Annotated in this window: 19 protein-coding genes; 11 read left to right on the top strand and 8 right to left on the bottom strand. The window is 63.3% G+C overall.

Going from position 1 to position 21,172, the window contains the following annotated elements:
• Positions 1–11: 11 nt before the first annotated feature.
• The gene (locus EXZ48_RS21850) at positions 12–1,088 is read right to left on the bottom strand and encodes a sensor histidine kinase (protein ID WP_207900464.1); all 1,077 of its coding nucleotides are present in this window, start codon (positions 1,086–1,088) and stop codon (positions 12–14) included.
• Between the two features lie 94 nt (positions 1,089–1,182).
• Positions 1,183–2,418 carry an ROK family transcriptional regulator gene (locus EXZ48_RS21845; protein ID WP_130518221.1) on the bottom strand — a complete coding sequence of 412 codons (1,236 nt, stop codon included), beginning with the start codon at positions 2,416–2,418 and terminating at the stop codon, positions 1,183–1,185.
• A gap of 158 nt (positions 2,419–2,576) precedes the next feature.
• Between EXZ48_RS21845 and EXZ48_RS21840 the strand changes: the two genes are divergently transcribed.
• The 10 genes from EXZ48_RS21840 (at position 2,577) to repC (ending at position 14,589) form a co-directional block, all read left to right on the top strand.
• A complete protein-coding gene (locus EXZ48_RS21840) occupies positions 2,577–4,142 on the top strand; it encodes an FGGY-family carbohydrate kinase (RefSeq protein WP_245462263.1) in 1,566 nt (521 codons plus the stop codon).
• Positions 4,143–4,299: 157 nt separating this feature from the next.
• A complete protein-coding gene (locus tag EXZ48_RS21835; RefSeq protein ID WP_023512902.1) occupies positions 4,300–5,289 on the top strand; it encodes a substrate-binding domain-containing protein in 990 nt (329 codons plus the stop codon).
• A gap of 93 nt (positions 5,290–5,382) precedes the next feature.
• Complete coding sequence (locus EXZ48_RS21830) at positions 5,383–6,369, top strand: ABC transporter permease (RefSeq protein WP_023512901.1); 987 nt, start codon at positions 5,383–5,385, stop codon at positions 6,367–6,369.
• Positions 6,369–7,136 carry an ATP-binding cassette domain-containing protein gene (locus tag EXZ48_RS21825; protein ID WP_130518218.1) on the top strand — a complete coding sequence of 256 codons (768 nt, stop codon included), beginning with the start codon at positions 6,369–6,371 and terminating at the stop codon, positions 7,134–7,136. The genes EXZ48_RS21830 and EXZ48_RS21825 overlap by 1 nt, the downstream gene beginning before the upstream one ends.
• Before the next feature lie 23 nt (positions 7,137–7,159).
• Positions 7,160–8,191 carry a hypothetical protein gene (locus EXZ48_RS21820; protein ID WP_130518216.1) on the top strand — a complete coding sequence of 344 codons (1,032 nt, stop codon included), beginning with the start codon at positions 7,160–7,162 and terminating at the stop codon, positions 8,189–8,191.
• On the top strand, positions 8,188–9,210 hold the full coding sequence (locus tag EXZ48_RS21815) for a carbohydrate kinase family protein (RefSeq protein ID WP_023512898.1): 1,023 nt from the start codon (positions 8,188–8,190) through the stop codon (positions 9,208–9,210). Before EXZ48_RS21820 ends, EXZ48_RS21815 begins: the two co-directional genes overlap by 4 nt.
• Positions 9,211–9,446: 236 nt before the next feature.
• Complete coding sequence (locus tag EXZ48_RS21810; RefSeq protein ID WP_130518214.1) at positions 9,447–10,700, top strand: ATP-binding protein; 1,254 nt, start codon at positions 9,447–9,449, stop codon at positions 10,698–10,700.
• A gap of 237 nt (positions 10,701–10,937) precedes the next feature.
• Positions 10,938–12,161, top strand: a complete 1,224-nt coding sequence (gene repA / locus EXZ48_RS21805; RefSeq protein WP_023512896.1) for a plasmid partitioning protein RepA — start codon at positions 10,938–10,940, stop codon at positions 12,159–12,161.
• Positions 12,158–13,177: a plasmid partitioning protein RepB gene (repB, locus tag EXZ48_RS21800; protein WP_130518211.1), complete on the top strand. Its 1,020-nt coding sequence runs from the start codon at positions 12,158–12,160 to the stop codon at positions 13,175–13,177. The genes repA and repB overlap by 4 nt, the downstream gene beginning before the upstream one ends.
• 197 nt (positions 13,178–13,374) lie before the next feature.
• The gene (gene repC / locus EXZ48_RS21795; RefSeq protein ID WP_130518209.1) at positions 13,375–14,589 is read left to right on the top strand and encodes a plasmid replication protein RepC; all 1,215 of its coding nucleotides are present in this window, start codon (positions 13,375–13,377) and stop codon (positions 14,587–14,589) included.
• Positions 14,590–14,872: 283 nt separating this feature from the next.
• On the opposite strand, the gene EXZ48_RS21790 is transcribed toward repC, so the two are convergent.
• The 5 genes from EXZ48_RS21790 to EXZ48_RS21770 all read right to left on the bottom strand — a co-directional run bounded on the left by EXZ48_RS21790 (position 14,873) and on the right by EXZ48_RS21770 (position 20,272).
• Positions 14,873–15,190, bottom strand: coding sequence for a hypothetical protein (locus EXZ48_RS21790; protein ID WP_130518207.1), 318 nt, complete (start codon positions 15,188–15,190; stop codon positions 14,873–14,875).
• A gap of 491 nt (positions 15,191–15,681) precedes the next feature.
• A complete protein-coding gene (locus EXZ48_RS21785) occupies positions 15,682–16,149 on the bottom strand; it encodes a hypothetical protein (protein WP_130518205.1) in 468 nt (155 codons plus the stop codon).
• 122 nt (positions 16,150–16,271) lie between these two features.
• The gene (locus EXZ48_RS21780) at positions 16,272–17,384 is read right to left on the bottom strand and encodes a tyrosine-type recombinase/integrase (protein WP_130518203.1); all 1,113 of its coding nucleotides are present in this window, start codon (positions 17,382–17,384) and stop codon (positions 16,272–16,274) included.
• A 150-nt stretch (positions 17,385–17,534) separates the two neighbouring features.
• Positions 17,535–18,728, bottom strand: coding sequence for an iron-containing alcohol dehydrogenase (locus EXZ48_RS21775; protein ID WP_130518201.1), 1,194 nt, complete (start codon positions 18,726–18,728; stop codon positions 17,535–17,537).
• A gap of 47 nt (positions 18,729–18,775) precedes the next feature.
• The gene (locus EXZ48_RS21770; RefSeq protein ID WP_130518199.1) at positions 18,776–20,272 is read right to left on the bottom strand and encodes an APC family permease; all 1,497 of its coding nucleotides are present in this window, start codon (positions 20,270–20,272) and stop codon (positions 18,776–18,778) included.
• Between the two features lie 245 nt (positions 20,273–20,517).
• Between EXZ48_RS21770 and EXZ48_RS35275 the strand changes: the two genes are divergently transcribed.
• Positions 20,518–20,925, top strand: a complete 408-nt coding sequence (locus EXZ48_RS35275; RefSeq protein WP_371687671.1) for a LysR family transcriptional regulator — start codon at positions 20,518–20,520, stop codon at positions 20,923–20,925.
• On the opposite strand, the gene EXZ48_RS21760 is transcribed toward EXZ48_RS35275, so the two are convergent.
• Positions 20,858–21,172 (bottom strand): ATP-binding protein (locus tag EXZ48_RS21760; RefSeq protein ID WP_130518197.1); only part of this gene is annotated, 315 nt, incomplete at its 5' end. The genes EXZ48_RS35275 and EXZ48_RS21760 overlap by 68 nt on opposite strands.

The raw sequence follows: 21,172 nt of genomic DNA, 5'->3' as shown, positions 1-21,172 counted from the left end.
GCCCGGCAGGATCAGCCCGTTCTGAACGGCATTGTGAGCGATGCCCGGAACCGCCCGGGCGCGACAGGCCCTGCAGCCAGGAAAGCGCCGGCGGGAAAGTGGGTTTTGACGCGATGGGCAACATTGGCAAGGCCGATGCCGAGGCCAACTTTGCCAGTTGCGGCGGCTGCGACGTCGTTTTCTACCGACACGCAGAGCATCGGCCCTGTCCTGACCGCGCTGACATGGATTTCGGCCCTGCCGGTCGAGGAGCCGACGCCATGTTTCACGGCGTTTTCGATCAGAGGCTGCAAGATCAGGCTGGGAACCATGGCGTCGTTGAGTTCGGCCGGAATGTCGATGCGGACGGTCATCCGGTCTGAGAACCGCTCCTTCTCGATGTCGAGATACTCCTTCTGAAGGGCCATTTCATCGACGAGCCGCAACTCCCGCAAAGGGTCGAGCTGCAATGTCGAGCGGAGGAAGGCCGAGAGCGACATGATCATCCGCTCGGCGCGCTGCGAGGCGCCTTCTTCGACGAGGCCGGTAATCGAGTTGAGCGTGTTGAAGAGGAAGTGTGGGTTTATCTGGTAGTGCAGCGCGCGCATCTGTGCGGCGAGAGCTTCCTCCCGCGTGGCCAACAGCTTCAGGTCCCGGTCGCGCACGTCGATAAGGTTGAGCAGCGCGACGAAGAGAAACGACCAGCCGAAGAAGATCGACATGCGGTAGCAGACCGCATAGCCGTATTCCCTGAGATCGAACGGCGTCGCGGCCGGCAGCATGATCAGACTGTAGAGGTAGTAGTCGAGCAGCGACATGCCGAGGGAGCTGAAAAGCGAGAGGAGCAGGCACGCGAGAAGCTGCACGCTGTAGGGCTGCCGCCGGATGCGGCTGAGCAGATAGGCGAAAAGGATCGCCAGCAGGACAAAAACCACCTCGAGGACGAGTTTTCCCAGGATGGGTTTGATCGGGTTGTCGCCGATGGAAAACCATGTGGGGCTGCTGATCAGGAACTCGGCCGCGGCATAGATGAGGGCAAGGCGCACGGTTAGCGCAGGCAACCCGGCGCCGTCCAGAATGCCGGCGGAAGGGACGGAGATCTCTTTCATGCATAACCCTGTCACGTTCGGTCCGCGGGTCTGTCCGGCTCAGGCTTAATCCGTCGGGTCAGTTGGGGCGAGCGATTTCAGGCGCCGGCGCCTGTCAGGCGGATTGCCGTCGCGCGGCCGGCCTTTGCCGGACGGTGTTGTAGCGCTCCAGCAGGCGATCGGCCTTTGCCGGCGCAAAAAGATCGTCCAGCAGCAGATGCGCTGCACCGAAAAGCGCGCCATCCTCGCGCACGGTGGAGAGCACGATGGAGAGATCGCGGGTCGCGAGCGGCAGACAGCGTTGATAGACGAGCTCGCGGATGCCTGAAAGCATCAGGTCTCCGCCGCGTGCCAGAGTGCCGCCTATTACGATGAGACTCGGATTGATGATGCTGACGACGTCGGAAATGACTTCGCCAATCGTGCGGCCGGCGGCGCGCAGCAGCATCAGGGCCTCGGGTTTGCGCTGTTCGACGAGGTCGATTACGTCGCGGGCGGTCTCGGCGCGAAAACCGCGAGCCGAGAGGTCTCGGGCGATCGCCCAGCCGGCGGCGCGCGCCTCCACGCAGCCGAATTTGCCGCAGCGGCAGAGCGGTGCGTCTTCGGAGAGGAACTGGATGTGGCCGATATCGCCGGCCGCGCCCTGCGCTCCGCGAAACAGCCGCCCGCCGGCAATCATGCCGCTGCCCATGCCCGTCCCGACTTTCACGAAGAGCATGTCGTCCACCGTGGGGAAGCGGCGTTTGTGTTCGCAGATCGTCATGAGGTTCACGTCGTTCTCGACATAAACGGGCACGTCGAAGCGCGTGTTGAGGTGCCCGATGATGTCGAACTCGTCCCAGCCGGGCAGGACCGAGGGGCCGACGACGCAGCCACGCTTGAAATCGACGGGTGTCGGCAGGCTGAGGCTGATGCCGAGAAAGAAGCCGTGCGTCTCCTTGGCTTCCGAGGCCAGGGCGTCGAAAGCGTCGCCGATCTGCGCCAGTGTCGCCTCCGGGCCGCTCGCGACGGAAAAGGGCAGTGTCGTCTGGGCGAGGATCGACGGCGTCAGGTCCATGGCGGCGAGGTGGATATGCGTTTCGCCGATATTGGCGACGAGGAGAAAGCCGCCCGCCGCGTTGATTGCCAGCACCCGGGTCGGTCTGCCGCCGCTCGGCAGGGTCTTTTCCGTTTCGCGAACGAGGCCGCTGGCGAGCAGCGCGTTGAGCCGCTGTGTCACCGTCACGCGGGAGAGGCCCGAAGCGGCGAGAAGCTCGGCCCGCGAAGCAGCACCGCCGCCGGCGATCAGCGACAGGATGCCGCCCGCGCCGTCAAGCGTTGGTCTGTCGTGCCCGTCGTCCGTGCGCGCCATGCAAAACTCCTGTTTCCCGACCGGTTTAGCGACAAAGGTGCATGAGATAAAGCACGGAGTTTTTCTGTCGCGCGGACTTATGTAAGATAATATACATAAGATTGCTATTTATGTATGTATTTGTGTATATGGGGCATCAGCGTTTGGAGAGGCGCCGCGTGACCACCTATCTCATCGGACTGGACTACGGATCGGAATCGGCGCGGGGCGTGCTGGTGGAGGTCGAAAGTGGGCGACAGGTGGCGCAGCACGTCCATCCCTATCGGCACGGCATCATGACACGGCAGCTGCCGGGCGGAACGCCGCTGCCACCGGATTTCGCGCTGCAGAATGCCGAGGATTATACAGAGGCTGCCTTCGAGATCCTCTCCCGGCTCGGGCGGGGGCGCACCGTCGCGGGGGTCGGCCTTGGCTTTACCGCGAGCTCGCCCCTGCCCGCCCGGACCGATGGCGTGCCGCTCTCACGTCTCCACCCCGACGCGCCGCACGCCTATGTCAAGCTGTGGAAGCATAACGCGCAAACCTATGCCGATGCGATCAATGCCCGTCCGGGCCCGTTTCTCGCCAATTTCGGCGGGCGGGTTTCCGGTGAATGGCTGCTGGCGAAAGCGGCTCAGATCGCCGCGGAGGCGCCGATGCTCTGGGCGGAGACGGACCGCTTCATCGAGGGTGGTGACTGGCTCGCCTGGCAGTTGACGGGACGGGAGGCCCGCGGTCTCGGGTTCGCCGCCTACAAGGCGCAGTTTTCCGCCGCGGCCGGCTATCCACAGGGTGTTGTAGCGGACCTTGACCGGCGGCTGGCGACGCCGCTCCCCGTCGGTTCGCCCGCCGGGCCGCTTTCGCCGCAATGGCGGGATCTGACCGGGATCGAAGGGCCGGCAATCGTCGCCGTCGCGGTCATCGATTCCCATGTCATGCTGCCGGCGATCGGCGGTGTGACGCCCGGCGCCTTCGTCGGGGCGCTCGGCACTTCGGCTGCCTATCTCTATCTCAGCGACGTCTACCGGCCTTTGCCGCGGGGCATCGAGGGCGTCGCCTTCGACGGCTCCATGCGCCAGCTCTGGTGCTACGAGGCTGGCCAGCCCAGTTTCGGCGACACGCTTGCCTGGTTCGTGCGCGCTTTTCCCCGTGGGGCGGACAGAGAGGACAGCTTTCGCATCTACAACGCCGAGGCGGCGGAACTCCCGCCGGTGGCGGGGCGGCTCGTCGCGCTCGATTGGCTCGGCGGCAACCGCGTTCCCTATGCGGATGGCGCGCTTTCCGGGCTTCTTGCGGGCCTGACGCGGGAGACGACAGCGGCGGAAATCTACCTCGCGCTGATGGAAAGCCTCTGTTTCGGCGCGCGGGCGATCTACGACCTATTTCCCGCCGGCGGGCTGCCGGCCGAGCGCGTGCTGATGGCGAGCGGTCTCGCCCGGGCCAATCCCCTGCTGATCCAGATCATGGCCGATGTGCTCGACCATCCTGTCGAGGTGCCTGAAATCGCCAATGCCACCGCCGTCGGTGCGGTGATCCATGGCGCGGTGGCGGCCGGAACCGTTGCCACTTACGCCGAAGGCGCGGAGCGGTTTGGTGCGCAGAGCGTCGGTCAGGTCTTGCCCCGCGCCGCTCACGCCCGGCGCTATCAGAAGGCCTATGAGATCTACCAGCGGCTGGCGGCTGGCGATGAGGTGCATGCAGGGCTTCGGGCCCTGCGGGGGCTGGAAATCAGCCCGTTGGTGTGACGAAATTATTTTTGGATAAAAATATACAAAAGATACATAATTGGCATTTGACTTTATCCAAAAGAGATGACCTAATCCCCTTGGCCTTTGAGGAGAGGTCATGCCCGCCAGAAGAGCCGGAAGGGCTCTGCGGCGCCGTTGGATCTGGGAGGATTTCATGTCGCTTCATCGCATTCGCGCATCCGCATATTCCGCCGCCGCCTTGGCGCTCGGCCTCGCCCTCGGCGCAGGTGCCGCAAACGCCCAGGAGGTCATTGTCGGTCTCGTCACGAAAACCGAGGTCAATCCGTTCTTCGTCAAGATGCGTCAGGCCGCCGAGGCCCGCGCTACGGAAAAGGGCGTCAAGCTGATCGCCCGCGCCGGCAAGTTCGACGGCGACAACGAAGGGCAGGTCGCCGCGATCGAGGACCTGATCAGCGCCGGAGCCAAGGGCATCCTGGTCACGCCGAACAACTCGTCGGGCATGCTCGACGTCATCAAGAAAGCCCGCGAGGCCGGCGTTCTGGTCATTGCGCTCGACACGGCGACGGATCCGGCCGACGCCGTCGATGCCACCTTCGCCACGGACAATTTCGAGGCCGGCGTGCAGCAGGGCGCCTATGCCCGCAAGGCGATGGGTGACAAGAAGGCCGTCGTCGCCATGCTTGACGGCACGCCGGGCGGCACGGTCGATACCTTCCGCCATGACGGCTACCTGAAGGGCTTCGGCATCGCCGAGGGCGACCCATCGATCGCGGGCGCGGCCATCACCAACGGCGCGCAGGACAAGGGTCAGGTCGGCATGGAGAACCTGCTCTCCAAGAACGGCGAGATCAATGCGGTCTACACGATCAACGAACCGGCTGCGGCCGGTGCCTATGCAGCGCTGAAATCCTTCGGCAAGGAAGCCGATGTGATGCTCACCTCGATCGACGGTGGCTGCGCCGGCGTGCGCGACGTGAAGGACGGCAAGATCGCCGCGACCGTCATGCAGTTCCCCTACAAGATGGCTTCCATGGGCGTCGATGCTGTCGTGGAGTACGCAGCCTCCGGCAAGAAGCCGAGCGGTTTCGTCAACACCGGCTCCTTCCTGATCACGGACAAGCCCGTCGAGGGCCTGGAATCGAAGGACACGGCCTGGGGGCTTGAAAACTGCTGGGGTGACTGATCTTCTTTCTCCCGGCGGGACCGCGCGCGGCCGAGCGTCGCCGCGGGCCTGACCGGGTGATCGGCCGCGCAAAACCTGATGCACGGGATGTCCATGAATACAGCCACCGTTTCCGACGCCGAGACGCCGCGGAGCCTGAAGGCCCGCATCCTGGGAACGCCCTCGGTGGGGCCGCTTCTGGTCCTTCTCGGCTTCTGCGTGATCTTCGCGCTGACCAATCCCCGTTTTCTCGCCACGCACAATCTGTCGATCATCCTGCAGCAGACCGTCATCATCGGCGTTCTCGCGATCGGCCAGACGCTGGTGATCCTGACCGCGGGCATCGACCTTGCGGTCGGCGCCATCTGTGTGCTCGGCACCATTGTCGCCGGCAAGCTGGTCAATCTCGGCTATGACCCCGTGCTCTCCATGGGGTTTGCCATTCTGCTCTGCACGGCTGCCGGTCTTGCGGCGGGTGGTCTCGTTTCCGGCCTCAGGCTCCCGCCCTTCATCGTCACGCTCGGTATTTTGGGCATTCTGACGGCAGCGCTGCGGCTGATCTCCGAAGGCGGCGCCTTTCCGGTGCGCGATCCCTTCCTTGCCTGGACGGGCAACACGATGAAGCTCGGTGGCTTCGTGCTGACCTATGGCGTGCTGATCATGTTCACCCTTTACGCCGTGGTTTGGTATCTCCTGAACCAGACGAAATGGGGTCGCCATACCTACGCCATCGGCAACAATGCGGAGGCTGCCCGCCTCGTCGGCATTCCGGTGCGCCGCCACCTGCTCTCGGTCTACGTGCTCGCCGGCCTGATCTACGGCATCGCCGCCTGGCTGGCGCTCGGGCGTATCCCCAATGCCGATCCAAACGCCATGCAGAGCGCCAATCTCGATTCCATCACCGCCGTGGTGATCGGCGGCACCAGCCTGTTCGGCGGCCGCGGCGGCCTCATCGGGACATTGATCGGCGCGCTCATCGTCGGGGTGCTGCGCAACGGCCTGACGCTCGCCGGCATCGACCCGCTCTGGCAGGACCTCGTGACCGGCATCCTCGTCATCATCGCCGTCGCGCTCGACCAGATGTCCCGGAGGAAGAGCTGATGGCCGACGCCGTTCCGCATGTGGTTCTCGAAGCGCGCAACGTGGTGAAGACCTACGGCCATGTCACCGCGCTTGACGGCGTTGACTTCGAACTTCGCGCCGGCGAGATCCTTGCCGTCGTCGGCGACAATGGCGCCGGTAAGTCGACGTTGATCAAGACGCTGACCGGGGCCGTGCGCCCGACCAGCGGTGACATCCTGCTCGACGGCGCGCCGGTGCATTTCAAGGGGCCGCTGGATGCGCGCCACGCCGGTATCGAGACGGTCTACCAGGATCTCGCCGTCGCGCCTGCCCTCGACATCGCCGCCAACCTCTTCCTTGGCCGCGAGCTGCGCGCGCCGGGCCTGCTTGGCGGTCTCTTCCGCCGTCTCGACAAGACGCGCATGCGTGAAGAAGCCCGCCGCGCCATGGGCGAACTGAAGTTCCGCCTGCCGGCGATCGACAATCCGGTGGAGTCGCTGTCGGGTGGCCAGCGGCAGGGTGTCGCCGTCGCGCGCGCCGCGCTCTTCGCCCGCAAGCTCGTCATCATGGACGAGCCGACGGCGGCGCTCGGCGTGCGCGAAACGGGCCAGGTGCTGGAGCTGATCCGCTCGATCCGCGATCGCGGCCTGCCGGTCGTTCTCATCAGTCATAACATGCCGAACGTCTTCGACATCGCCGACCGCATCCACATCATGCGCCTTGGCCGGCGCGCGGCCGTCGTCACCCCCAAGACACACACCATGAACGACGTCGTCGCCATCATGACCGGCGCGGCGGCCGCCTGACCCTGTCCCGAACGGAGCAAGACATGTATCGCCTCGACCAGAAGCTCGCCCGCATCCGCGCCGGAAACTACACCCGCAGCGATTTCATCATCGCCGACGCGAAGGACGGCGACATGGGGCCCTCCATCACCTCCTGCGGTCCGAAGCGGGCGAAGGACGGCAGCTGGTCGCGCCACTACACTCGCGCGGAATTCCTGGAGAACATCCGCGCCGTCGTCGAGCAGGATATCGTCGACATCATGCTGACCTCCGCCTCCAACATGGAGGCGCTGACAGACATGGGCGTGTTCCGGGGAAGCGCCGTCAAGCCGGCGATCCGCGCCAACGACACGACCGACGTCTGGGTCTGCCGGGGTGCGACCTATTCGAAGCAGCCCTCGCGCCCCTTCCGGACGGCCTCGCTCTCGCGCGTCGCCACCGGCACGATCGATCCCGCGCCGGGTGCGCAGATTACCGGCACGGACCTCGGCCTCTACTCCATCACCTTCAACAACGATCTTGAGCACGACTACCAGTCGCTGGAAGCCTTCCACTGGTTCCGCGAGGACGCGGCACGCAACAACTTCAAATACTTCCTTGAGGTCTTCAATCCCAACGTGGATTGCGGCGTCGACCCTGAAGTGGTTCCCCACTATGTCAACGACGTGATGATGCGCTGCCTTGCCGGTGTTACCAAGGCGGACCGGCCGCAGTTCCTCAAAATCCCGTTCAACGGGGCCAAGGCGCTGGACGAGCTCGCCTCCTACGATCCAAGCGTCATCGTCGGGGTTCTCGGCGGTGGCGCTGGCACGACGCGCGACTGCTTCGAGCTTCTCCACCAGGCCGAGCGGTTCGGCGCGCGCGTCGCGCTGTTCGGGCGCAAGATCAACCTCGCCGAAGACCCGCTGGCCATGGTGCGCTTCATGCGCGAGGTAGCATCCGGCACGATTGCGCCTTCGGAGGCGGTGAAGGCCTATCACGCAAGCCTTTCCAAGGACGGGATCAAGCCGTTGCGCGAGCTCGCCAACGATAACGTCGTCACGGAAGCTGTGCTCAAGCCGGAACAGAGCAGATGACGGGCGGGCGGCGAGGCATCCTGACGGGTGGGACGTGGTGTGCGGATTACAACCGCACGGTCAGCCACTGGCCGGGTGAGGACGGCCTTGCCGAGCTTTTCGAGGAGGAGCGTCACGGCGGCGGCTCCAGCTGCAATCTAGCGCTTGACGTCAAGCGGCTCGATCCGTCGATCCCCGTCGAGACGATCGGCCTCGTCGGGGATGATGACGATGGCCGCTATCTGCGCAAGACGGCTGCGGCAGCGGGGATCGACACGCGCCAGATGACGGTGACGCCGGATGCCGCCACGCAGTTCTGCGACGCCTATGTCTCGCTGCGCTCGCACCGGCGTACCCATATCTTCCATGCCGGAACCGGCGCGCAGCTGACGCCCGATCATTTCGATTTTTCCCAGACGCGTATGCGCTACCTGCATCTCGGCCTACCGGGCGTGCACCGCATTCTCGACGCGCCCTGGCAAGGCGAGCCGAACGGATGGGTGGCGGTGCTGAAGAATGCGCGCGCGGCGGGGCTTCAGACAAATCTGGAGCTGGCGAGCATCGACCGTGGTCTGATGGCCCGGCTTGTCGCGCCTTGCCTGCCGCATCTCGATCTCCTCATCGTCAATGACATGGAAATCGGTGCCATCGCCGGTGTCGAGACCATCCTGGACGGCACTTCGGACAAGGACGCGTGCCTTCGCGCGGCGCGCATGGTGCTGGAACGGGGTGCGATGGGGCTCGTCACCGTACACTGCCCGGCTTTCGCCATTGCCGTCACCCGTGACGGGGATAGTGCGGTCGCGCCCTCCGTCGCCATCCCTGAAGTGGAGATTAAGGGCGCGAACGGGGCGGGCGACGCCTTTGCTGCCGGCATGCTCTACGGTCTTCACGAGGGGTGGCCCCTTGCCCAGTGCCTCGAACTCGCTCACGCCGCCGCCGCCGTCTCGCTGCGCAGCGTGTCGACGACGGGAGCCATGCTTTTCTGGCGCGAATGCCTGTCCCTTGCTCAGAAATGGGGGCCAAGGAGGGACATCTGAAATGTTGCCCGGAACGGTTCAGTATTCGAGCAGGCACATTTCTCTTGCCGATTGCTTGATCGGTGTCGTCAGGTGGAGCACGAAAATGGCGTGCGCCGAGACCACGTAAAACGGCGGGGATTTCAGGGCCATAACCTCATATGTGACGTCGGGTGCTTAAATTCGGACATCCTTTGATTTAAAAATAGACGAACGTCGGCTTTAAATCAGACGAATTCTTCGCTAAGAATGGCCGCATGATTTCCCCTCCCCTACCCCGTCTCCATATCGAACGCAAGGTCCGACAGAACGTCGAAACCGCCTTGGCCGACACGCGTGTGGTCCTGATTGCCGGCCCTCGTCAAGCCGGCAAGACGACATTGGCGCGGATGTTTGCCGGCGAGGATCGGCCGTTCATGACATTGGACGATGCCGGCACTCTCAGTGCTGCGAAGTCCGACCCGATCGGCTTCATACGGGGCATCAGGCGGGCCGTCATCGATGAGGTGCAGCGCGCGCCCGAACTGATGCTGGCGATCAAGGAGAGTGTCGACCGCGATGAAGAGCCGGGACGGTTCCTGCTGACCGGCTCGGCCAATCTGGCGACGATGCCTGCCATTGCCGATTCTCTGGCCGGGCGGATGGCCGTGATTTCCCTTTTTCCATTCGCCCAGTCCGAGATCCTTTCGACCCCCGGCCGCTTGCTGGATCGTCTCTTTGACGGCGAAGAGCCGGTGGCCGGCGGCGGGGCCGTCTTTGGCGATGACCTGGTGGGGGTGGTCGTGAAGGGCGGCTTTCCTGAAGTCCTTCGGCGCACGACTGCGGCCCGGCGTACCGCTTGGCTTGAGGACTACGTGGCTCTGATCCTGGACCGCGACGTGCGCGACATCGCAAACATCGATCAGCTCGATCGTTTGCCGCGTCTCCTGAGCGTGCTTGCCGAACATGCCGGACAACTGGTCAACCACAGCAGCTTCGGTGCAGCGCTGGGCCTTTCGAGCGTCACGGCCCAGAAATATGTCGCTATCCTCGAACGGCTGTTCCTCGTGAGAACGCTTTCTCCCTGGTCGAACAACCGCCTCAGCCGGCTGATCAAGACGCCGAAGCTGCATTTCATCGACACCGGGCTGCTCGCGGCCTTGCGGGAAGACGAGGCGGAGCGGCTGATCCGGGATCGGACGCGATTCGGCCCGCTGCTCGAAAGCTTCGTCGTGTCGGAGATCCTGAAACTGGCTTCCTGGTCCGAGCGGCGCCTCGCATTCTCGCACTACCGGACCAAGGATCAGGACGAGGTGGATGTGATCATCGAGGACCGTCGCGGCCGTATCGTCGGCATTGAGGTGAAGGCGTCTGCGACCGTAAAATCGGATGATTTCCGCGGGCTGCGCCAGCTCAAGGATGCCGTGGGCGACCGGTTCGTGCGGGGACTGGTCCTGCACGATCATGACCGCATCACGCCCTTCGGGGAGAAGCTGCAGGCCGCGCCGATTTCCCTGCTCTGGACCATGTAGAATCCGGCTGACAGGGAGGGCAAGGTCGCCGGCGCCGGCTTTTACACGGGTATTGGGCGGGTACGCCATTTGCGAGATCATCTGTGCAACGCCTGAAAAAAGAGCGTTCCCGCAGGTGCGCAACTGTTCTTATTAACCTTTTGTTAACCCTAAACTTCTGGACGGTCCGGGAGAATCGTGTTCTATCTTTGGCGGGCAATGGCCGGCAAACCGGCTTAAGGCCGCCAAGAGGAAGACATGGCGATAGCAAACCGAGTAGACCCAATTGTTGGCACCAAGGAAGACGCAGGCGGCAAGATCATGCGCCATGCGGGGCTTCTGTCGGCGCAATTGCAGCAACTCAGAACGCGTATGTATCCTCCGAAGTCGGAGAAGACCCTTCGTTCGTTTTTGACCAACGAGGTGTCGAAGCTCACTTCCATACCTGATTCCACCTTGAAGCTCATGTCTACCGAGGGACGCGGACCTGTTCCAAGCCGGCTCGAGAACAATCATCGCGTCTACACGCTGGGCCAGATCAACGAGCTTCGCGCGCTGTTTGCAAAACAGAAGCCGGCCGAGGCTTTGCGCTTTCTTCCCCGCCGTCGCCCGGGCGAGCATCTCCAGGTCATCGCGATCGCCAACTTCAAGGGCGGCAGTGCGAAAACGACGACCTGTGTGCATCTTTCCCATTATCTCGCCCTCCAGGGCTATCGCGTTCTTGCGCTCGATCTGGATCCGCAGGCGTCCCTGTCCGCCATGTTCGGCTTTCAGCCGGAAGTGGATGTCGGCTCGAACGAGACGATCTATGCAGCGCTGCGCTATGACGATACCGAGCGGCGCTCGATCCGCGAGGTCATTCGCAAGACCTATTTCGAAGGGATCGATCTTGTTCCTGGCAACCTGGAGGTCATGGAATACGAGCACGAAACGCCCCGTGTTCTGGCGAGCAAGTCAGGTTCGGGCGCAATTTTCTTCGAAAGGCTGAAGCTCGCCCTCGCGGAGGTCGAGGCAGACTATGACGTCGTCATCCTCGACACGCCGCCTTCGCTCGGCTTCCTGACCCTGAGCGCGATTTACGCCGCGACCAGCATGATTATCACCGTGCATCCCGCCATGCTGGATGTCGCATCAATGAGCCAGTTCCTGCTGATGATGGGTGACCTTATCAGCGTTCTGAACGAAAGCGGCGCGCAGCTGGATCAGGACTTCATCCGGTACCTGGTCACGCGCCATGATCCGAACGATGCGCCGCAATCACAGGTCGTCGCGATGCTGCGGCATATGTTCGGCACGGACGTGCTTCTTCCGACCGCGATCGAAAGCACGGCAGTCGAAGCGGCCGGCCTCGCAAAACGCTCGATCTACGAGCTGGAAATGGGCCAGATCGGGCGGGACACCCACAAGCGCGCGCGCGAAGCCGTCGATGGCGTCAATGAAGCGATCATCCGGCTCATCAATGACAGCTGGGGGCGGACATGAGCAAATCCTCCCGCAAATCGATTGTCGCCAGCTTCGGCCTGCTGTCGGCGGAACTGGAGAACAAGCTGGCGGGCGACGAGCAGCCGGCCCCTGCGGCTCCGACGCAGCGTGTCGGTGCCGGCGTGATTGGCGCTGCCCACCGTGCAATCGACGATATCCGCTCGGAACGGGACCGGCTCAAGGCGCTTGTAGAGGCCGGCGGCGGTTCCGTACGGGAGCTGGATACTGCGCTGATCGACCCCTCGCCCTATCCCGACCGGTTGCCCGATGACGATACGGCAAGCTTCGAGGCTTTCAGGCGTTCGATCGAGAGCGAGGGACAACAGGTTCCCATCCAGGTTCGCAAGCACCCCTCCTCCGCCGGGCGCTACCAGATCGTCTATGGCCACCGTCGCTGGCTTGCCGCCAGGCTGCTCGGCAGGCCCATACGCGCGATCGAGGTGGAGATATCGGATCTCGATCTGGTTCTTGCGCAGGGCATCGAGAATGCCAGCCGCCAGGACCTGACGTGGATCGAGCGTGCCCTCTTCGCGTCGCGTATGGATGATGCGGGAATAAAGGCGCGTCACATCTACGCGGCGCTTTCGATCGAGGATGCCGAGCTTGCAAGGATGCGCAGTGTCTACCGCGCGCTCCCGGCCGATATCATCGAGGCAATCGGCCGGGCTCCGAAGGTCGGCAGACCGCGTTGGCTCGACCTTGCCAAGATCGTTGCCGGCGATGCGCAGTCTCTCGGCACGATCAGGGCGGTCCTGTCGAACGGGACAGATAGCCCCCAGCTGTCCGATCAACGATTTCAGCGCGTGCTCGATGCGGTGAAACCCGCCGCTCCAGGGAAGAACACTTCAGTGACCGCGCTTGCGGATGCGGGTGGCAGGAAGCTTGGTGCCGTGACGGCATCGGCGAGGGAAGTCCGGATTTCGGCGGAAGGCGCCCTTGGCATGGCTTTCCTGAAATTCGTGGAGGCCGAACTGCCGGGCCTTGCCGATCGATTTGCCCGCTTGCGGGATGAATGACAACCCTGACAGCTGTCAGGATTCTGGAAAATGAAAGGAAGCGCAGCAAAAGAAAAAGGCCCCCAAAACGTTGCCGTCGTGGAAGCCCCTCTCTGATTTAGCACCCCGAGGATCGCATTTCCACGAATCGTAGTCAAGAGTCTTTGGCGCCATTTTTGGCGGGCGGATTTCTTTTGCCTTTTGCAAGGTGAAGGAAAATGCAGAGTGGAAATGTGACGACGCCCTTCGGGCGGCGGCCGATGTCGCTTGCGCTCGTACGCCGGCAATTGGCGACGGCTGAAATCAAGCCAGGCAAGATAGCGGACAAATGGAAGGTCTTCCGGGACGTCTCGGAGGCGAGAATACTGCTTGGCCTGCAGGACAGGAGTCTGGCTGTGCTGGACGCCCTCCTGAGTTTCTACCCGGAAAGCGAACTGCGCCAGGACGCCCAGCTTGTTGTCTTTCCGTCCAATGCCCAGCTTGCCCTGCGGGCCCATGGCATCGCCGGCGCGACCTTGAGGCGGCATCTCGCCTTGCTTGTCGACGCGGGCCTGATCGTGCGCAAGGACAGCGCAAACGGCAAGCGCTATGCGCGCAAGGACGATGCGGGCGGCATCGAAACGGCGTTCGGCTTCGACATGTCGCCGCTGCTCTCGCGCGCGGAGGAGCTGGCCATGCTGGCCCAGCAGGTCGTTGCGGATCGCATGGCGTTTCGGCGGGCCAAGGAGAACCTGACGATCTGCCGGAGGGATGTCCGCAAGCTGATTACCGCCGCGATGGAAGAGGGCGCCCAGGGAGATTGGGGGGCGATCGAAGCGACCTACATCGACATTCTCGCAAGTCTCCCGCGGACACCCACGCGAAACGACATCCATACGGCGCTCGTCGAGATGGAACTTCTGCGCAGCGAGATCGTCAACCTTCTGGAAAGGCAGCAATTTTCTGAAGATTCAAGCACCAATGATGCTCATTGTGGGCGCCACATACAGAATTCAAAATCCGACTCCATCCATGAATTTGAACCTCGCTCTGAAAAAGAGCAGGGAGCGACGTGGAGGATGAACGACGAAATCCCGAGGACGCCTATCCGTAATTTCCCACTTGGCATGGTTTTGAACGCATGCCCTGAGATCGTGATGTACGGTCCCGGCGGCAAAATCGATGGATGGAGGGACCTGATGTCGGCGGCCGTGGTGGTCCGGTCGATGCTGGGCGTCAGTCCTTCTGCCTATCAGGTGGCCTGCGAGGTAATGGGAGCAGAAAATGCGGCCGTCGCGATCGCCTGCATCCTCGAACGAGCGGGGCACATCAACTCTCCCGGGGGATATCTCAGGGATTTGACGCGCCGGGCAGAGCGGGGCGAGTTTTCGCTGGGGCCGGCTTTGATGGCGCTTCTTCGGGGACAGGGCGGAACAGGCAGAAAGGTGGGATGATGGCGGACATCAGAAAACCCTGACAGCTGTCAGGGTTTGGAGCCGTCTTACGTTTCCCTTTTGTCTTCCTTCGGCTCCTACTGTTCGGTTCGCTACATCTATACCCCGGTCAGGCTGAGGGTAGAGGCTTGTGAGAACTCGATCGGGAAGACAGAGAATCGAGCAAGCCGTCGATGCCATCGAGGCGCAGCCCCGTTTTGAACTTCGTAGCATCATCAGGGCAAGACTGCTTGGAGGCTGCGGTTTACCTGCTCGGCCTCAGGAACAGTAGTTTGTAGCCGGACTATTTCGAATGGCGGGATATGTCGAGCTCTGCGTCCAGGCGATTGTAGGTGGCCTGGACCATGTCGATATCGCTGAGGTGGCTGGCGACGGCCAGTTCGATCACCACGTTGGCAACGGCTGCGTCCACCTTGAGCTGGCGCCGTGAACGATGTGCCTGGAGAAGCGCATCCAATGCCTCGACATTGCCGCCAAGGGCGAAGTGAAGATCCAGCGCACTCTTGAGAAATGGAATGCATCGGTCCGAGGACGCTTGAGAGGAGAGATCGTCTTCTCCCTGCGATGCCAGCGTGACCGCCTTGTTCTGCAGTTCGCTCATATTGGTATCCTGTTGCCGATGCGTTTGGTGCCGGGTTTCGGAGAATCTACCCTTACAAACCTCGCCCGAGCCTTGCGTGCAACCCAGACGATATCCGGCGAGGGCAAATTGCTTGCTCTTGCAGTCCGCAGCCAATGGCGAATGGCACTTTCACAATGAGTGATGTCAACAATGCATCGGCCGTGAAGGTTCTGCATATCGATGCGCCAAAAGCGAAAGCGGTACTCATTATTCGTGTTGTCGGCGGGAAGAAACAGCAAGCAGGGTAGGCGACAATGGCTCACGCTTTTTCGGAATGCTCAGGCAGACATGCGTTGATTGTCAGCGACGGCGGGCTGCTATTGGGTGGCTCGTGTGTGCGAGCCATAGTGGGGGGAGGGACAGAATGAGAGCCGCTTTTGCGGCACCCCGGAGAGGCCGGGTCTTCGTCGTCCTCGGAGCTTTCCCGTTACTTCTCGATCGCCGGGTTGGAACTTGCTAAAGTATGAATGTCAGCCCCGGCACGCTTCGGTGAGTTTGCGAATGTGTGCGCTATCCTGTTCGGTGGCCGTAAATACCCGCATCTCTTGCCCATCCACGGCAAGAGTGAAGCCGCCCTGCAGCAGGTCGGCCAGTTCCGGCTCCATGGATGTCTGGCCATCGATCGTGTAGCGGCCGTTGTACACTTGCGCGGTTCCATCAAAGGCGAGCCTGCTGGCGCTACGGGAAAGCGCGAGCTCCACGTTTTTCTTCCCCTCTGCAAGAGCGGCTTCGGGATAGAAGGCAATGATGGTGTCGCTGTAGCCTTGCGTACAGGTGGCGGCAAAGATCACGTTGCCGGAAGAGGGATCGTAGTAAGCGAGGGTCAGTGTCGGTGCCTGGTCGTCATGCAGAAACCAGCCCTTTGGCGTGCTCGATTGAGCGTGAGCGGACATAGACAAGAAAATGCAGTAGCCAGCTGTGGCAAGTCGCAAACCCATGGAACCCTCCCAATCCTGTGCAGCGATAGCAAAGCATACCACACAAAATGAGCCGCAGATCGGAGCCAGCGCGCAACAATCAGGGGATAGCACTGGGAGTGGGTGAAAGCGCTTGCGGCGTTTTAGAGCCCTGCCGCTTTTGTAAGATTGACCCGGAAACGGTCGCGGCGACGTTGGTAGCGGCGGGTCATTTCGGCCGAGGCGTGGCCGAGTTGCTTCTGGACATGGCGCTCGTCCACCTCGGCCGAGGTGGCAAGACCGGCGCGCAGCGAATGGCCGGCGAATTTTTGTGCCCGCTCTGCTTCCGACAGATCGCCACGTACCCCGGCGGAAAGCGCTGCCTTCTTGACGAGGCGGGCCACCTCCTGGTCGTTCAGCCGGTCCGGTCCGACATCCTTGCCCTGGCCGGTGACGCGGCGAAACAGGGCCCCGCGGGCGATCTTCGCAAACCGGATCCAGGTTTCAAGTGCGGTCACGGGGCAGGTGGCATCGGACGAACCGCGGCCGATCTCCACTTCGCGCCAGCCGGTCTTGCCGCGCAGCGTCACCAGGGCGCCCTTGTCGAAGATTTCGACCCAGCCACGCCCGTCCTCGCTCTGGTCGCGCCCGAGGTCCAGCCCCGTGATCTCCGAGCGGCGCAGGCCCCCGGCAAAGCCGACGAGCAGCATGGCCCGATCGCGCAGGCCGCGCAGCGTGCCGCGATCGATCGTTTCCAGCATGGCGATGAGATCTTCGGGAAGCAGGGCCTCCTTCTGGCGCGGCGGGGCGGCATGCCGGTTGCGGATACCGGCCATGACGGTGGCGATGGCGGGATCCCTGCGGTCGAGCTTCATGCCACGCTGTGCGCTGTTCCATCCGATCGCCGCAAGGCGACGCTCGATCGTCGAAACGGTGTTCGGTTTGCCGCCACGTTCGGCCGTACCGGACGCGCAGGCGGTGATGTAGAGGCCGACGACCTGCGGATCGGGGGGAAGGGCGTCGAGGTTCTGACGCCTGCACCACGCCGAGAAATGCTTCCAGTCCGAGGCGTAGGCTCTCCTTGTATTGGCGGAACTTGCTGCCTCAACATACCCGCGGGCGCGATCCGTGAGATCCTGCAGATGAGTGGGCAAAGGCGGCGGCGCATCTGCCGCAACGAGGGCAGTGGAATTGCTGTCAGCCACTGGCGTTTCCTGCGGCTGTGCAGGATGCTCCTGGTGGTGGTTTTCGCTGGTTTCGTCGATGATTCGTGCCATCTCTCCTATAAAGACCAGAATGACCGATAAGGCAATCTTATCTCTCTTTATGCAGGAAGGAGAGACTGTGCGGTTTTTTTTGTATAGGACAGGAAAACTGCGCGCCTATCCCACTCCATCCGATCGGCGGGGCAGGTATAAGGTTGCGTCCTATGTGGTGCTCACCTCGAGTGAGCCGGCCACCGCCTTTCGATAGATCACCGCATAGTCGTCGGCCCCCAGCGGGCGCGCATTGGTGTCCGAGGAGGAGATGTCGGCGAGTGCCTGGGCTCCGACCCAGTCTGCATCCGTGCCGTCGAGGCCGAGATGCGCCAGGGAGGGCGGGATGCCTATGCGGGTCCTGAGGGCCAGCAGCCATGCCATGAGACCGTCGAAGCCGGCGCCGGGCAGGTCGAGATAGCGTGCGAGCCGGGCCGCGTGCTCCTCGATCGCCGGCCGGTTGGCGACGAGCACATAAGGCAGAAGGACGGCGTTGAGCAGGCCGTGGTGCAGGTGATGACGCGCGCCGATCGGGTGGGCCAGGGCATGGACCCCGCCGAGGCCCTTCTGGAAGGCGACTGCGGCGCTGGCAGAGGCGACCAGCATGCCTTCGCGCGCTTCCAGATCGTTGCCGTCGTTGACCGCGCGTTCCAGATAGGCATGCACCAGCCGGACGCCTTCCATGGCGACGCCGGCCGACATCGGGTGGTGCAGCGGCGAGAACAGGGATTCGAGGTGGTGCGTGAGAGCGTCCATCCCGGTCGCGGCGGTGAGCGCCGGCGGCAGGCCCGTTGTCAGGAGGGGATCAAGGAAGACGCAGGCCGCCAGAAGGTCACGGTGGCCGATGATTTTCTTGATGCCCAGCGCCGTATCGGTCAGCACGGCTTCACGCCCGAGTTCCGAGCCGGTTCCCGCCGTCGTCGGCACGACGAACAGGGACGGGAGCGCCAGGGCCGGGAAATCCGCCAGCGTGGCATAGCGGGCGAGCAGCTCGCTCCACTCGAAGCGCCGGAGGCCCTGCGGATCGCGGCTGGTCAGGACGATGCCCTTGGCCACGTCGATGGCGCTTCCGCCGCCGACGGCGATGACGAGATCGTGCCCGCCCGCAACGAAGGCGCGGCCGCCCGCCTGGGCTTCTTCGAAGGTCGGATTGCCGGAAAGCGCATGAAACACGTCATAGCGCATGCCGGCCTCGTCCAGGCATGCCCGCACTTTCTGCATTGGCGGCAGCGTCAGCAAGCCGGGGTCGGTGACCAGGAGCGGATAGGTTGCGCCGGCGAGCCGGCAGCGATGCGCAAGTCGCTCGACCGCGCCCTTGCCGCAGAAGATTTCGGTCGGATAGGTCCAGTAGTGGATGTCGGTCATTGGATGTCCAGGCATTGAAAGGGAATGAGGGGCGGGTGGCGCGGGCCTCAGGGAAGGGGCGTCGTTGCGAAGCTCGCGGCGGTGGGGATGCGCCGGTGCGGCTTGGCGACGGCAAGGTAGAGAAGGCCGAAAGCCGAGAGGGCGGAGAAGACCAGGATGACGGCCCAGACCTGGAACCACGGTGCGCCGGGCGGTGCGAGAAGCACCCGCGGCCAGGCCACGTTGATCGCCTCGAAGACGAGCCAGAGGGTAGCGACGATGTTGACCGGAAGGCTCCAGCGGCCGAGCTGGAAGGCTCCCTTTGCCGGATTCCACCGGCCGTTGAGACGGGCGACCAGCGCACTCGCCGTGACGATGAGGAACACGAAGAAGAAGCCGCCGCTGCCGAAGGCGATCAGCGTGCCGACGGCGGTGGCGTTGAGGCCCAGCACCAGGCCGAAGGCGGCGATGACGGTGCTGCACAGCATGGCGGCCATAGGCACCTTGCGGCGATCGACGCGCCGCAGCAGGGCGGAGCCGGGCAGGATGCCATCCCGCGCCATGCCGAAGATCGCACGGCCGATATAGGTCTGCACGGAGACGACGCAAGCGACGAAGGCGACCAGGACGACGGCGACGAACGGGCGTTCCGACCAGGCGCCGAGCGCATCGACGACGGCCGGCGTGACGGGGTCGATGATCTGCCCGCTGACCACGGCAGCCGGATCCTTGTAGGAAAGGGTGACGGCGAAAGCGGTCAGCATCACCGTGCCGCCGACCACCAGCATCGAGCGGAGAATGGCCCGCGGTACGGAGATCCGCGCGTCGGTCGTCTCTTCCGAGATCTGCGAGCAGGCGTCGAAGCCGAGGAACGCCCATCCACCGACCGCAAGCGCAGTGAGGAAACCGCTCAGATAGGAGCCGTCCGAGGCCGCTTCCGCACCCATGCTCGTGAACAGCAGGTCGAAGGAGTGGTTGCGGAAGAACAGAAGGAGCACGACGCCGATGCCGATCGAGGCGATGGCTTCCGCGATGATGCCGGCATTGACGAAGTATTTGAGCGGGTTGATGCCGAGAAGATTGACGGCGAGCCCGAGCGCCAGCAGCGCCGCGCCACAGGCCACCTGGCCGTCGGCCGAGGGCGGGGATCCGGTGACGAAGAGGCCGAGCCAGAAGCCGCCGAGATAGGAGACGGTGGTCAGCGAGGCCAGAGCGGAAGCGAGGTAGAGGAAGCCGGTGAACCAGGCGAGGCGGTCACCGACGAGATGGCGGACCCATTGATAGCATCCCCCGGCAAGGGGGTATTGCGAGGAGAGCTCGGCATAGACCAGGGCGACGGTGAACTGAAGGGCGAGGCAGAGCGGGACGATCCAGACCCAGGACGGGCCGATGCTGATCGCCCCGAGCGACATCACCGAATAGATGCCGACGACCGGCGAGATCGTGGCGAAGCCCACGGAAAACGACGACCAGAGGCTGAGGCCGCGGTCCAGTTCCTGTCGATAGCCGTGGTTGGCAAGGAACCGCTCGTCGTTGCTTGACGCTGCTGACTTGGTATCCGGCATGATGACCTCCCGTCGTCCGCCTTGCGACCGGGCGCAGGGCGCCATTGGCCGCGAGGGGTTTCCTGCGCGGGTCTGCGGTCGGGGTTGCTTTGAAAGAATCCCGGCCCGGTCCCTGTTTTCTTTGAGATCGTGGCCGCCTCCAAGCATACGGTAGACAAAGGTAACGTCAGGTGGAATTCCAATTTGATTGCGTTGGCATCAATCGAAACTGATGTAATGGTTGCCATGCAAGAGGTGGCCGTGCGATGCGGCCGCTCGCCGGAGGGGCGATGCTGAAGAATGTCACGGATGTCGATTTGCGCCTGTTGCGGTTGTTTGCCCGCGTGGTCCGCTGCGGCGGCTTTACAGCCGCGCAGGCCGAACTCAACATGAGCCAGTCGAACATCAGCATGCATATCGGCAATCTCGAACGGCGGCTCGGCTACGGGCTCTGCGAGCGCGGCAAGGGCGGGTGTCAACGGCGGAGTAAAAACCGGCCACGGGGCGGAGCAAAAGTCGGCCACTGCGGCGCCGGCCTGAGACCGCCGGGAGGGCTTAAGCCCGAGCGGGGGTCTCGGGCCGGCGTAGCGATTTTTCGGGAGGTTTTCAGCCTGCCTTTCGGGCGCGGCTTTGGGCGAGACGATAGCTGTCGCCGTTCATCTCGAGGATGTTGACATGGTGGGTGATGCGATCGAGCAGGGCACCAGTTAGACGCTCGGACCCCAGGGTTTCCGTCCATTCATCGAAAGGCAGATTGCTGGTGATCAGAGTAGCGCCGCGCTCGTAGCGTTGCGAGATCAGCTCGAACAGCAACTCCGCACCGGTCTTCGACAGCGGCACAAAGCCCAGCTCGTCGATGATGAGCAGCTTGTAGGCTGCCATCTGCTTCTGGAACCGAAGCAGACGCCGCTCATCACGCGC

The organism is Shinella sp. JR1-6 (assembly GCF_004284735.1).
GTDB lineage: Bacteria > Pseudomonadota > Alphaproteobacteria > Rhizobiales > Rhizobiaceae > Shinella.
The sequence above is the reverse complement of the archived record's forward strand: the minus strand, read 5'-3'. Positions and strand labels throughout refer to the sequence as shown.

Bases quoted from the DNA above. Each gene is read 5' to 3' on its own strand.
- EXZ48_RS35275 (WP_371687671.1), top strand. From the start codon at position 20,518: ATGCGGCCGCTCGCCGGAGGGGCGATGCTGAAGAATGTCACGGATGTC.
- EXZ48_RS21830 (WP_023512901.1), top strand. From the start codon at position 5,383: ATGAATACAGCCACCGTTTCCGACGCCGAGACGCCGCGGAGCCTGAAG.
- EXZ48_RS21815 (WP_023512898.1), top strand. From the start codon at position 8,188: ATGACGGGCGGGCGGCGAGGCATCCTGACGGGTGGGACGTGGTGTGCG.
- repB (WP_130518211.1), top strand. From the start codon at position 12,158: ATGAGCAAATCCTCCCGCAAATCGATTGTCGCCAGCTTCGGCCTGCTG.
- EXZ48_RS21850 (WP_207900464.1), bottom strand. From the start codon at position 1,088: ATGAAAGAGATCTCCGTCCCTTCCGCCGGCATTCTGGACGGCGCCGGG.
- EXZ48_RS21790 (WP_130518207.1), bottom strand. From the start codon at position 15,190: ATGAGCGAACTGCAGAACAAGGCGGTCACGCTGGCATCGCAGGGAGAA.
- EXZ48_RS21835 (WP_023512902.1), top strand. From the start codon at position 4,300: ATGTCGCTTCATCGCATTCGCGCATCCGCATATTCCGCCGCCGCCTTG.
- EXZ48_RS21825 (WP_130518218.1), top strand. From the start codon at position 6,369: ATGGCCGACGCCGTTCCGCATGTGGTTCTCGAAGCGCGCAACGTGGTG.
- repA (WP_023512896.1), top strand. From the start codon at position 10,938: ATGGCGATAGCAAACCGAGTAGACCCAATTGTTGGCACCAAGGAAGAC.
- repC (WP_130518209.1), top strand. From the start codon at position 13,375: ATGCAGAGTGGAAATGTGACGACGCCCTTCGGGCGGCGGCCGATGTCG.
- EXZ48_RS21845 (WP_130518221.1), bottom strand. From the start codon at position 2,418: ATGGCGCGCACGGACGACGGGCACGACAGACCAACGCTTGACGGCGCG.
- EXZ48_RS21780 (WP_130518203.1), bottom strand. From the start codon at position 17,384: ATGGCACGAATCATCGACGAAACCAGCGAAAACCACCACCAGGAGCAT.
- EXZ48_RS21775 (WP_130518201.1), bottom strand. From the start codon at position 18,728: ATGACCGACATCCACTACTGGACCTATCCGACCGAAATCTTCTGCGGC.
- EXZ48_RS21785 (WP_130518205.1), bottom strand. From the start codon at position 16,149: ATGGGTTTGCGACTTGCCACAGCTGGCTACTGCATTTTCTTGTCTATG.
- EXZ48_RS21810 (WP_130518214.1), top strand. From the start codon at position 9,447: ATGATTTCCCCTCCCCTACCCCGTCTCCATATCGAACGCAAGGTCCGA.
- EXZ48_RS21770 (WP_130518199.1), bottom strand. From the start codon at position 20,272: ATGCCGGATACCAAGTCAGCAGCGTCAAGCAACGACGAGCGGTTCCTT.
- EXZ48_RS21820 (WP_130518216.1), top strand. From the start codon at position 7,160: ATGTATCGCCTCGACCAGAAGCTCGCCCGCATCCGCGCCGGAAACTAC.